11 protein-coding genes are annotated in these 12,163 nt (G+C 60.9%); 4 read left to right on the top strand and 7 right to left on the bottom strand.

Features of this window, described 5'->3' with window-relative positions; translation table 11 throughout:
* Positions 1-6: 6 nt before the first annotated feature.
* The 3 genes from PKE98_RS06620 to PKE98_RS06630 form a co-directional block, all read right to left on the bottom strand.
* Positions 7-717, bottom strand: coding sequence for an ABC transporter permease (locus PKE98_RS06620; RefSeq protein ID WP_271194484.1), 711 nt, complete (start codon positions 715-717; stop codon positions 7-9).
* Complete coding sequence (locus tag PKE98_RS06625; protein WP_271194485.1) at positions 714-1,442, bottom strand: ABC transporter permease; 729 nt, start codon at positions 1,440-1,442, stop codon at positions 714-716. The genes PKE98_RS06620 and PKE98_RS06625 overlap by 4 nt, the downstream gene beginning before the upstream one ends.
* 83 nt (positions 1,443-1,525) lie before the next feature.
* Positions 1,526-2,311, bottom strand: a complete 786-nt coding sequence (locus PKE98_RS06630; protein ID WP_271194486.1) for a transporter substrate-binding domain-containing protein — start codon at positions 2,309-2,311, stop codon at positions 1,526-1,528.
* 448 nt (positions 2,312-2,759) lie between these two features.
* Here PKE98_RS06630 and PKE98_RS06635 point away from each other — a divergent pair, with 448 nt between their 5' ends.
* On the top strand, positions 2,760-4,688 hold the full coding sequence (locus PKE98_RS06635; RefSeq protein WP_271194487.1) for a hybrid sensor histidine kinase/response regulator: 1,929 nt from the start codon (positions 2,760-2,762) through the stop codon (positions 4,686-4,688).
* A gap of 249 nt (positions 4,689-4,937) precedes the next feature.
* Here the strand turns inward: PKE98_RS06635 and PKE98_RS06640 are convergent, their stop codons facing one another.
* A complete protein-coding gene (locus tag PKE98_RS06640) occupies positions 4,938-7,307 on the bottom strand; it encodes a catalase (protein ID WP_271194488.1) in 2,370 nt (789 codons plus the stop codon).
* Positions 7,308-7,615: 308 nt separating this feature from the next.
* Here PKE98_RS06640 and PKE98_RS06645 point away from each other — a divergent pair, with 308 nt between their 5' ends.
* A complete protein-coding gene (locus PKE98_RS06645) occupies positions 7,616-7,870 on the top strand; it encodes a DUF1652 domain-containing protein (RefSeq protein ID WP_271194489.1) in 255 nt (84 codons plus the stop codon).
* A gap of 83 nt (positions 7,871-7,953) precedes the next feature.
* Complete coding sequence (locus PKE98_RS06650) at positions 7,954-8,796, top strand: EamA family transporter (protein ID WP_271194490.1); 843 nt, start codon at positions 7,954-7,956, stop codon at positions 8,794-8,796.
* Between the two features lie 544 nt (positions 8,797-9,340).
* Here the strand turns inward: PKE98_RS06650 and PKE98_RS06655 are convergent.
* Together PKE98_RS06655 and PKE98_RS06660 are read right to left on the bottom strand one after the other, a co-directional pair.
* Positions 9,341-9,508, bottom strand: coding sequence for a DUF2897 family protein (locus tag PKE98_RS06655; protein WP_271194491.1), 168 nt, complete (start codon positions 9,506-9,508; stop codon positions 9,341-9,343).
* Positions 9,509-9,658: 150 nt separating this feature from the next.
* A complete protein-coding gene (locus tag PKE98_RS06660) occupies positions 9,659-10,816 on the bottom strand; it encodes an MFS transporter (RefSeq protein WP_271194492.1) in 1,158 nt (385 codons plus the stop codon).
* Between the two features lie 146 nt (positions 10,817-10,962).
* Between PKE98_RS06660 and PKE98_RS06665 the strand changes: the two genes are divergently transcribed.
* Positions 10,963-11,478: a hypothetical protein gene (locus tag PKE98_RS06665; RefSeq protein WP_271194493.1), complete on the top strand. Its 516-nt coding sequence runs from the start codon at positions 10,963-10,965 to the stop codon at positions 11,476-11,478.
* A gap of 3 nt (positions 11,479-11,481) precedes the next feature.
* Here the strand turns inward: PKE98_RS06665 and PKE98_RS06670 are convergent, their stop codons facing one another.
* A complete protein-coding gene (locus PKE98_RS06670; RefSeq protein WP_271194494.1) occupies positions 11,482-12,135 on the bottom strand; it encodes a potassium channel family protein in 654 nt (217 codons plus the stop codon).
* Positions 12,136-12,163: the final 28 nt, after the last annotated feature.

Consider the following 12,163-nt stretch of genomic DNA (forward strand, 5'->3'; position numbering starts at 1 on the left):
ACTGCCTTAGTGCGCGGGGCCGAGGAAGGCCAACCAGCGTTTTTCCGCCAGGCGGAACAGGCCCACCAGGGTAAAGGTAATGGCCAGGTAGATGACGGCCGCAATGCCGAACGATTGGAACGTGAGGAAGGTTGCCGAGTTGGCATCGCGCGCCACTTTCAAGATATCCGGCACGGTGGCGGTAAAGGCCACGGTGGTGGAGTGCAGCATCAAAATCACTTCGTTGCTGTAGTACGGAATCGACCGGCGCAGCGCCGAAGGCATGATCACGTAGGCATACAGCTTCCAGCCATTGAGGCCGTAGGCCTTGGCCGCTTCGACTTCACCATGGTTCATGCTGCGAATGGCGCCGGCAAAAATCTCGGTGGTGTAGGCGCAGGTATTCAGCGAGAACGCCAGAATGGTGCAGTTCATTGCATCGCGGAAAAAGGAATCTAGCATCGGCACTTCACGCACCGCCGCGATGCTGTAGATGCCGGTGTAGCAAATCAGCAACTGGATATACAGCGGCGTGCCGCGGAACAGGTACGTGTAGAACTGGACCGGCCAACGCACCCAGCGCGCCGGCGACACGCGGGCGATGGACAGCGGAATGGAGATCAGAAAGCCGAAGAAGATCGACGCGCTCAAGAGCCACATGGTCATGGCCAGGCCGGTGATATTGACGCCGTCGGTGTAGAGAAAAGGTTTCCAGTATTCCTGCAGCAACTCGATCATCGCACCGCCTCCCGCGCGCCGGCCGCATAGCGCCGTTCGAGGCGTCGCAGTACAAAATTCGAGGCGCTGGTAATGGCCAGGTAAATCAGCGCCGCCAACACCAGGAAATAAAACAGCTGGTAGGTGCTCTTGCCAGCGTCTTGCGCGGCTTTCACCACGTCGGCCAGGCCGATGATCGACACCAGGGCCGTAGCCTTAAGCATCACCATCCAGTTATTGCCGATGCCCGGCAGGGCGAAACGCATCATTTGTGGGAACACCACATAGCGAAAACGCTGGCCACGTTTGAGGCCATAGGCCGTGGCCGCTTCCACCTGGCCGCGCGGTACCGCGAGAATCGCGCCGCGAAAGGTCTCGGTGAAATACGCGCCATAAATAAAGCCCAGGGTGATGACCCCGGCGGCAAAGGGATCGATCTCGATGTAATCCCACTCCATGGCGTCGGTGAACGACGACAGCCAGGTTTGCAGGCTGTAGAAAATCAGCAGCATCAACACCAGATCGGGCACGCCGCGAATCAGGGTGGTGTACAGCTGCGCCGGAATGCGCAAGGCGCGCACACTCGACAGTTTGGCGCTGGCGCCCAGCAGGCCGAGAACCACGGCCACCAATAGCGACAGCACCGATAATTTGATGGTCATCCAGGTACCGAGCAGCAGCAGAGGGCCAAAGCCCTTCAAGCTGAAGGCGGACAGCCCGAGAAAATTCAGCAGAGTTTCAAACATCAATCGTGCTTCCAATAAAACGCCCACCTCAAGAGGTGGGCGATAGAGCGAGGCGGGGTTAGCGCCGCCTCGCTCGGCAGAACTTACTTGTTGCCCAGGTACAGATTCAGATCACCAAAGTGCTTCTTCTGGATTTCGGCGTATTTGCCGTCGTCATGAAGGGCCTTGATGCCTTTGTTCAGCAGGGCTTTGAGTTCGTCATTGCCTTTGGAGATGCCGATAGCGGTTTTGGACGGCAGCAGTTCGCTGTCGATAGCCTCGCTCACTTCGTAGCCAGCGCCTTGTGGCGATTTCAGGAAGCCCAGTTCAGCTTGCAGCATGTCCTGGATGGACGCATCCAGACGGCCGCTGGTGAGGTCGGCGTAAACCTGGTCCTGGTTCTGGTAGGCCTGGGTTTTTACCCCGGCTTTGTCCAGTACGGCCTTGGCGTAGGCTTCCTGAATGGTGCCTTGCTCGTAGCCAACGGTTTTGCCTTTGAGCGAGGCCACATCAGCGGTCAGACCAGCGCCTTTCTTGAACACCAGCGAGGTGGGGCCGGAGAACAGCTCGTCCGAGAAGTCGATGACTTTTTCGCGGGCCGGGGTAACGGTCATGGAGGAGATCACGCCGTCGAATTTGCGCGCTTTCAGGCCAGGAATCATGCCGTCGAAATCGCTTTCAACCCATTTGCACTTGACCTTCAGCTCGGCGCAGATGGCGTTGCCCAGGTCGATGTCGAAGCCAACCAGGCTGCCGTCGGCGGCTTTGGATTCGAAAGGAGCGTAGGAAGGATCAACCCCGAAGCGGATTTCTTTGAATTCTTTGGCTTGCAGCGAGCCGGCGCCAATGCACAGGGCCAGGGCAGAAAGAGTCAGCCATGCTTTCTTCATTGAGAGTGTCCTTAGTGTTTTGATCACGTGAGATAACGCGGAAGTTCGACGGGAAACAATCCCGAACGAGTGTATGCCAGCAATTTTCGAACCATTGTAAAAATGACGACATATTGGATCAGAATCCCGGCGCTTCTGGCTATTTGCTAGGCCGGTAAAACACTGTCAAGTAACGAAAAAATGCAAATGCACCACGGTGGTGCTGCCTGTCGGGGCGTTAAGTAACAGGGTGGTGCATCACGGTGGGGCGAAACACTGATGGCAAGCGAGACGACGGCATTTTCCCTGCTCAAATACACAGAACGAATGCAGCCCGGCATGCTCTACAGCACAAGAGGCCCCTGGATATCTGCGGGCCGCGTGGCGTGCGGCCAATAGACCCGTCGTCGACAGGGCCGTTATGATCTGCCAACCGCCATATAAATTTTTTCAGCTCCCCGGAGCCTGCATGCCCCAGCTAAAGCGCAAGTCCGACCCATTGATGAGCGACGACCGTTTTCGGATGTTGCTCGATGCGGTTACCGACTACGCCATATATATGCTCGACGCCCGGGGCCTGGTCAGCAGCTGGAACGCTGGCGCCAAGCGCTTCAAGGGCTATGAAGAAGCCGAAATTCTGGGGCAGCACTTTTCCCGTTTCTACACCGAAGAAGACCGCGCCAACGGCATGCCGCAGCGCGCCTTGCACGCCGCTGAAGTCGAAGGCCGTTTTGAAGGCGAGGGCTGGCGCCTGCGCAAAAATGGCGAGCGCTTCTGGTGCCACGTGGTCATCGACCCCATTCGCGATGCCGGCGGCGCGCTGATTGGCTACGCCAAAGTCACCCGTGACCTCACCGAGCGCAAGCAGGCTGAAGAAACCCTGAAGCAAAGCGAGCAGCAGTTTCGTCTGCTGGTTGACGGCGTTACCGACTACGCACTCTATATGCTCGACCCCACGGGCGTGATCACCAACTGGAACACCGGGGCCCAGCGCATCAAGGGCTATACCCCGCAGGAAATAATCGGCCAGCATTACTCGGTGTTTTTCAGCACCGATGACCAGGCCAATGGCGAACCGCAGCGCGGCCTGGACCGGGCCATCAACGAGGGCCGGTTCGAGAGCCAGGGCTTGCGTATTCGCAAAAACGGCACGCAGTTCTGGGCCAGCGTGGTGGTAGAGCCCATCCGCAATGACTTGGGCGACTTGATCGGCTTTGCCAAGATCACCCGCGATATCACCGATAGCCTGGAAGCCCAAAAAGCGCTGGAAAAGGCCCGTGAATCGTTGTTTCAGTCGCAGAAGATGGAATCTCTCGGCCGCCTTACCGGCGGCATCGCCCACGACTTCAACAACCTCTTGATGGTGGTGCTCGGCAGCCTGGAAGTGGTACGCCGTCGCGTGCCGGATGACCCGAAAATTCTCAACCTGCTGGACAACGCCATTCAAGGCGCCCAACGCGGCGCCACGCTCACCCAACGCATGCTGGCGTTTGCCCGCAGTCAGAAGCTGGTGGTCGAAGCGCTGGACGCCCCGGCGCTGGTGCGCGGTATGTCCGATATGCTGCAACGCGCCCTGGGTCCGCAAACCCGCATCGAAGTGCGCTTTCCCCTGCGCCTGAGCCCGTTGCTGGCCGACAGCAACCAACTGGAAATGGCCCTGCTCAACCTGGCGGTCAATGCCCGTGACGCCATGGCAACTGGCGGCCAGATTGTGATTGCCGCCCGGGAGGAAACCCTGGCGGTGGATGACGGTGACCTGGTTGCCGGTCGTTATATCTGCCTGTCGGTGACCGACAGCGGCGAGGGCATGGATGCGGAAACCTTGAACCGGGCCCGTGAACCGTTCTTTACCACCAAGGGCGTGGGTAAAGGCACCGGGCTGGGCTTGTCGATGGTCCATGGTTTTGCTCAGCAATCGGGCGGCCGGTTGATGCTCAGCAGCGCCAAAGGGCAGGGCACCACCGCCGAAATGTGGCTGCCTGTGGCCGGTGAACCGCTGGAGCCCTTGGCAGCAGAAGACGCCCCCGTGTTTGCCGCTTCCACCGTGGTGCAGGCGCTTACCGTGCTGGTAGTCGACGACGACCCGCTGGTGCTGCTCAGCACCGCGGCGATGCTGGACGACCTCGGTTATACCGCCGTGCAGGCGGCTTCCGGGGAGCAAGCGCTGGAGCTGTTGGCCAGCAGCCGGCGCATCGATGTGGTAGTGACCGACTTGGCCATGCCGCTGATGACCGGGCTGGAACTGGCGCAGCAGATCAAACAACGCTGGCCCACCTTGCCCGTGCTGTTGGCTAGCGGGTATGCCGACAAGCTCGATGAAACCGAGCTGGCGCTGCCGCATATAGGCAAGCCGTTCAACCAGAATGAGTTGGTGCAGGCGCTTATCGAGCTTACGTAGGCCCGTTTCCGTGGGGTGTGCTTCGCGCACCGTGGGATCTTTTGGCTGGCGTGGGACTACCGCTTAAAAACCTACCCTCACCCCCAGCCCCTCTCCCGCAAGCGGGAGAGGGGAGGTATGCCAAGACCATGGTCTTGCATTCCACACCGATCCAGTCCTCTCGCCCCCTTGGGGGAGAGGGTTGAGGCAGCGAGGAAGTCGAGACAAAAAAACGCCCGGCACAAGCCGGGCGTCTTTTATCAGGCCGCTTTAAACCACTGGCGGATGGGTCTCGCGCTCCGGGAACCGGTGCTTGGCAATGCCCTGGATAAAGTCACCCAGCAGCGCTTTGTTGGCCTTGTCGCCGACAAACACGCCCGGTGGGTTATCGCCCAACGGAATGTCCGCAGCTGCCAGCAGCTCTTGCCCGGCACCTACCGCCAGAATGGCCTTGCCATGGCGGAAGGCATCGCGCAAAAACTCCAGCGCACGGCCGTCGACCTTCAGCGCGTCGATAGCCGTCTGCCCATCAGGCACCACCACGGCGTCGAAGGTCGGCGAAGGCTGGTTATTCAACGACGCATCCGCCGTCACCTCTACGCCGTCAGCCGCCACGAATGGCCCCACACGGTGACCCACCACGCGCACCACAGCCCCTTCAGCTGTCAGGGTGTCGGCAGTGGCTTTCACACCAGCGCCGTCGATGCCGGTGCCCACGATGATTGCCACCATCCGCGTAGTGATACTGCCATCGCCCGGGCGGGCCAGCAGCGACAGTGCAGGTGACAACTCCACTTCGGCCTTGATTGGCTCCGGTGCCGCTTTTGGCAGTGGCGGTGGCAGTGGCGCACCCAGACCGTTGGCCACTTCCTGGGCCAGCTCCTCGGAGATATTGCGCAGCAGCGCCAGCACACGGGTACGTACGGCCGGCACCTGCACCTTGCTTAGCTCAAAGCGCAGCGCATCGATGATGTGTTGCTGCTCGAACGGCGCCTGGCTGTTGAAAAACAGCGTGGCCTGGTTGTAGTGCTCGGCGAATTTTTCCGGCTTGCCGCGCACTTCGTCGCCCACCTCCAGCGGTTCGGGGAATGGCACAAAGCCAATCTCGCCGGTCTGGAATGGGCAGCCACCGGCCAGGGAATTGGGTTCATAGGAAACCCGGCCGCGGTTGATGGTTTGCCGGTGCATGCCGTCGCGCTGGTTGTTGTGCACCGGGGCGAGCGGGGCGTTGATCGGAATTTCATGGAAGTTCGCGCCACCCAGACGGCTGATCTGGGTGTCCACATAGGAGTGAATGCGCCCAGCCAGCAAGGGGTCGTTGGTGAAGTCGATACCCGGAATCACATGGGCGGCGCAGAACGCCACCTGCTCGGTTTCGGCAAAGAAGTTTTCCGGGTTGCGGTTCAGCACCATGCGGCCGATTGGGCGCACCGGCACCAACTCCTCGGGAATCAGTTTGGTAGGGTCGAGAATGTCGAAGCTGAATTTTTCTGCTTCCTCTTCGCTGACCACCTGCACACCCAATTCCCATTCAGGATAGGCGCCAGCCTCGATGGCTTCCCACAAGTCGCGGCGGTGGTAGTCCGGGTCGGCGCCGGAAACTTTTACCGCTTCATCCCACACCTGCGAGTGGGTACCGAGCTTGGGGTTCCAGTGAAACTTCACAAAGCTCGACTCGCCGCGGGCATTGACGAAGCGAAAGGCGTGCACGCCAAAGCCTTGCATCATCCGGTAGCTGCGCGGAATGCCGCGGTCGGACATGGCCCACATGATCATGTGCGCCGATTCAGGTGACAGGGAAATAAAGTCCCAGAACGTGTCATGGGCGGACGCCGCCTGTGGCATGCCGTTGTGCGGTTCGGGTTTTACCGCGTGAATCAGGTCGGGAAACTTCATCGCGTCCTGAATGAAAAACACCGGAATATTGTTGCCCACCAGATCCCAGTTGCCTTGGTCGGTATAGAACTTCACCGCAAAGCCGCGTGCATCACGCGCCGTGTCTTTTGAACCGCGCTCGCCGGCCACGGTGGAGAAGCGCACAAACACCGGCGTCTGTTTGCCCTTGGCGGCAAATGGCGCGGCGCGGGTCAGGTCGCTCAGGTCTTCATAGGCCTCGAAGAACCCATGGGCCGCCGAACCACGGGCATGCACGATGCGCTCTGGAATGCGCTCGTGGTCGAAGTGGGTGATTTTCTCACGCAGGATAAAATCTTTGAGCAGCGCTGGGCCACGCAGGCCGGCTTTCAGCGAGTTCTGGTTATCGGCGACGGGCACGCCCTGGTTGGTGGTCAGGCCTTGGCCGGCGCTGTCGGCCTGCACGCGGGGCAGTTCACCGCTGTTGGCGTTGAACCCCGGTTGGGCGGTGCCGATTTTGTCGCTGACGTTGGTTTCGCTCAGCGTGCTGGCGCCGGCAATTGGTGGTGCATCGACGGTTTCGCCTGGGCTGGGCACGGCCGATGCCGCCCCATATTCCTTGGCCTTGTTGGCATTGAACGGGCAGCCACTGACGGCGCTGTGCGCGGCTTCAGCCTGGGCTTTCTGGTCGGGCGTGGCGCTGTACGGCAGACCGGCGGTGGCCGGTGGCGGGGTTCCTGTTGAGTCTTTGGTCTTGGCAGGTGCGGGTTTTTTCGGCGTAGCCATCTGAATCGATCTCCTGGTCAGGTTTACTACTTTTCAAGAAGGAAAAAAGCAGGTGAGCAGGTCAGCGAGCTGCTTTGTTCGAATACGTTCTAGCGCGCTGACCCTGAGCCTCCACGGCGGGCCCTATGGTTTATCGAGGGCGCTTGGCTGCGGAGGTTCAGGGAATCTCTCTATCGCGATTATTGAACGAGGCTATCGGTGAGTGATGGCCAGCCATAGTGGCCAACCTGACCAACTGCGCGGCGAAGCAGCACCTGCTGGCCTAGGCTTGAAATTACCTTCTGGTAAACCACCCACGAGGTTTGACCGTGAGACGCTCCTTTCCCGCCGCCTGTGTACTGCTGCAGGAACACTTCGCCCCGCTGGGTGTGGATGCAAGTATGGACAGCCCACACTCCATGCTCGTGCGCATCCTTCAGCCAGGCACCGGCGCCACGCTGCTGTCGATTGCCGGCATAGCCTGCAGCACCAGCCTGCACCGCGATGACATTGCGCGGATCATCGACGAGATCGAATCGGACATGCGCCTGCTGCAACCGCAACTGCTGAGCCGCCATTGCTAAGCCCGCCTGCCGCCGCATATTCCGTCGGTTGATTGTTGCCCTATACACTGCGCCCCTTGCCCACTGCTGCCTACGGAGCGCGTGTGTCGGTCTACCTCGTCGTACTCCTCGCAGCCCTGCTGCACGCCAGCTGGAACGCCATCGTCAAAGGCGGGCCCAACAAATTATTGAGCACGGTGCTGCTCACCAGTTGCGCAGCGCTGATGGGCAGCATCCTGCTGCCCTGGCTGCCGCAACCGGCGCCGGCCAGCTGGCCATTTCTGGCCACCTCGGTACTGCTGCACGTGGCGTATTTCGGCCTGGTCGCGCGCGCGTACGACCTGGCCGACATGAGCCAGACCTACCCGATCATGCGCGGCACCGCGCCCTTGCTGGTGGCCCTGGCCAGTCTCATCTGGCTGAACGACCCGCTGGGCCTCGGCGCGCTGCTGGGAATTGTGCTGATCTGCCTGGGCATTCTCACCATGGCCCTGGCGCGGCCCGTGGGCAAACATTCGGCCAACGTGCGGCTGGGCCTGCTGATGGCGCTGCTCAATGCCGTGGTGATTGCCGCCTACACACTGGTGGATGGTATAGGCGTGCGCCACGCGGGTGCGGCCGCGGGCTATACGTTGTGGCTGTTCTTGCTCACAGGTGTGGCACTGCTGGCATGGGCGCTTGCTGCGCGGCGTGAAGCGTTTGTGGCCTACGCCCGCAGCTATTGGCGCATGGGCGTATTGAGCGCGTTCGGAACGGTGGCGTCCTACTGCCTGGTGTTATGGGCAATGAGTCAGGCGCCGGTTGCGGTGGTGGCGGCACTGCGCGAAACCGCGATTCTGTTCGGCATGTTGATCGCTTCGCTATTTCTCAACGAGCGCCTGAGCCCGACGCGGATTGCAGGTGCGTGTGTGATTGTTGCCGGGGCGGTGGTGTTGCGGTTGGTGTAATCAACGATCAAAAGCCCCTGGCCTAGCCGGCCGCACTGCCCGCCGGCGTAGCAGGAGAGGGGCGTTCCCTCGCGGACCCTGGAAAAGGTGATTCGCGACCTGCGTTGCAGGGTTCGCCAGCAAGCTGGCTCCTACGAGATCGAGACCAAGCGTCACCCCTCGCCCGCTAGGCCGGCCGGGCAGGCGAGAGGGGCCGGGGGGGGAGGGGCTTTTGATTTTGATCTAACGTTTGTGATCTACCCGCCCCTTTAGCGCCAGGCCGAGCGGAGTCGTTGCGTAGGGGGTCGTAGCGGCCGGGAGCCGCGAAGAGGGATGAGGGCCATGGATGGCCCTTCAGCCCGGCCCCTGGAGCGACGACGCAGCGAGGGAACCCGAAGCGCAGCGTAGGGCCCAGGTAGGGGCAAGATTTTTTGGTTTCTTTTTCATCGACTGGAAAAAGAAACTCGCGCGTAAGGCGCGAAACAAAACTCCCAGCACACGCGGTAAAGAAGAAAGTCGCTCGCCAAAAGTCCGCTGGACCGTTTCAAAAGCGGCGAATTAACCCTCATCGATCCTGCGCATCCTTCGCATCCGCCTCTGCATTGCGCTCATGCACCTTCCTCAGCTGCTCATCCGTCAACGGCAGCTTGGTCGCCGTATCGCGCAGCATCATCAAACCACCCACAATCGAGCCAATTGCCAGAATCAGAATCAACCAGGCATACCAAGGCATAACGTTCTCCTTAACCACATAAGCGGGGCAGGTTAATCCATCCGCACTGCAGTTTGGATCACCGGCGCCCAAGTGTGTTCCGCCAATGTGCAAAAGGCTGATTGTGGAGCAGCGGCCAACTGCGCGCGGTGCCCTGGGAGACCAAGCGTCTCAATTCCCCAACCGCAACACCCGACTCAACAGTCCAGCACCCACCAACAGTGCTGCCAACACCAATAACGCAACCGCCAAACTGCTGCCATGGGCAATAAAACCGATAAACGCCGGCCCCAGCAAAATGCCGCCGTAGCCCAGGGTCGATACCGCCGGAATCGCCACGTTCTCAGGCATCACCGTTTGCTTGCCAATCAGGCTGAACATCACCGGCACCACGTTCGAACACCCCGCGCCCACTAGCACAAAGCCCAGCAGTGCCAGTTCCCAGTTGGGGCTCAAGGTCACCACCACCAAGCCCAGCGCCGCCATCAGCGAGCCCATCAGCACCACCCGTTGACGCCCCACGCGATGCACCACGCGGTCACCGGTTAAACGGCCCGCTGTCATGGCGCACGAGAACGCCACGTAACCGATACCGGAGTGGGCCGAGGCCAGTTGTTTGGCCTCCACCAAAAACACCGCGCTCCAATCCAACATGGCGCCCTCGGCCAAAAACAAGATGAAGCACACCGCGCCAATCAACAGCACCACACCATGGGGAATGGCAAACGCCGGGCCGTTGCTGGCGCTGCCAAACGGCAACAGGTCGCGCGCCGAATACAGCAGCACGGCAATCACCGTGGCCACCACTGCCGCGGTCGCCAGCAAGGGCCCGCTACCCAACGCCAGCAGCAGGCTGACCCCGGCCGCGCCGGCAATGCAGCCCACGCTGAACAGGCCATGAAAACCGGACATCAAGGGTCGGTCGCTGTTCTTTTCCACCATCACCGCCTGCAGGTTGATGGTGCAATCCATGCAACCCAGCGCGGCGCCAAACAAGGCCAGGGTGATGGCCAGCAGCGGCCACGAGGCAAACACCGCCAGCAGCGGCAGGGCCAGGCAGACCACGGCGGCAGCCGCAACAATCACCCGCCGGCAACCAAAGCGTGAGGCCAGGGCACCGGCCAACGGCATGGTCAACAGCGAGCCAACGCCCAGGCACAGCAGCAGCAAGCCGAGCGAGCCTTCTGACAACCCAGCGCGTGCTTTGGCAAAGGGCACCAGGGGCGCCCAGGCGGCCATGGCAAACCCGGCAATAAAAAACGCCCAGCGCGTCGAGCTTTTCTGCTGGGCGTGGGTGGGTACGGCCAGGGACGATTCAGCAACAGACATGCAATTTCCTTACGCAAAAGCTCAAGCAGGGAGAGCATTGTGACTAAGCCAGCCGGCGCTCGTTCAGCCGGTAAGCGTGCGGATGTATTTAACCGCTGAACTTCACCGATAATGCTGGCCCTTACCAACTCGCCAAGGCCTTGCCCATGCCCCGTCTTCTTAGCGCCCTCGGGTTGCTCACCCTGAGTGCCTTGCTTAGTGCCTGTGGCACCTTTAACTACAACGGTTACCAGACTGATATCGCCGCTGTGCGGCCGGCCGACCTGGCGCAGAGCGCGACTCAGGCGTCGCTGATCTATTTCAGCACCGCAGCCGAGCGTGAGGCTGGCCTGTCCGTGCACCGGCTATTGCTGGTTACCCACCTGGACGGCCGGCTTCTGGCCGGTGCCAGCACAGCAACGCCGGTGCGCGGTTTTCAGGCGCTGCAGGTGCCGGCGGGCAAGCATTCGCTGCAATGGTGCTGGCTATCGAAAAATGCCATGGGCCCTGGCGGCGAGCGCTGTGGGTTCAAAGCCGACAATGTGGAGTTCAAGGCCGGCCAGCGCTATCTGGTGAGTTGGAACAACGCCAAGGCGTTCGAGGGGCAGGCGACATTTGTGCGGATCAACTCGCAGATCAAAAACCTCGACTCCGGCGAGGTTGTTTTCCACCACGAGCAGTAGCCTTCAGCGCTTGATCACGGTTAAGGCAATCAGCCGTGACACCACCAGCGCCAGGTACATCACGCCGACAAACTCCTCGATCATCACCAGTGCTCGGGCCATGGGCGTGAGTGGAATGATGTCGCCCAGGCCCACGCCAGACAGCGTCGTAAAGCTCAAAAACAGCAACTCCATCCAGCTACGGGCGGCCTGCGGATCTATCAGCGCGCCAAAGCTGCCGGGCAGCAGCAGTTGGCAGAAGGTGTACAGGTGAGCAAAGGCCCAGGCCAGCAAGGTAAAGGTGGCGCCGGCGGCGAAGAGCTCGTCGGTGGTGGCGCGGTGGTCGGCGTTCATATAGATGATCAGGCTGACGGCGGCATAGAGGTAAAACAGCGCCTCCACGAGCGAAATCAGCACTTGTAGGCTCGCAGCCGCCATCAGCTGGTCGAGCACAGACAGGCTTAGCACCATTAGCGCCAGCACCACCGCCACCCAGGTTTGTGCCGAGCTGCGTTTGACCACATGCAGGGCCAGGCCTAGCACCACCAAGCCAAAGGCGCCAAACAGGGCACGGCTCATGGGCGTGTCCTCCATCCACGGGTACAGCAACACGCCGAGCAATTGCACAAACAGCAGGCCGGCGGAAGGGTGGCGAACAACGTAGAGATGGGCTTGCATGGGGGGCCTGTGTGAGAGCGGTTTGGGG

Source organism: Pseudomonas turukhanskensis, assembly GCF_027922365.1.
Taxonomy (GTDB): domain Bacteria; phylum Pseudomonadota; class Gammaproteobacteria; order Pseudomonadales; family Pseudomonadaceae; genus Aquipseudomonas; species Aquipseudomonas turukhanskensis.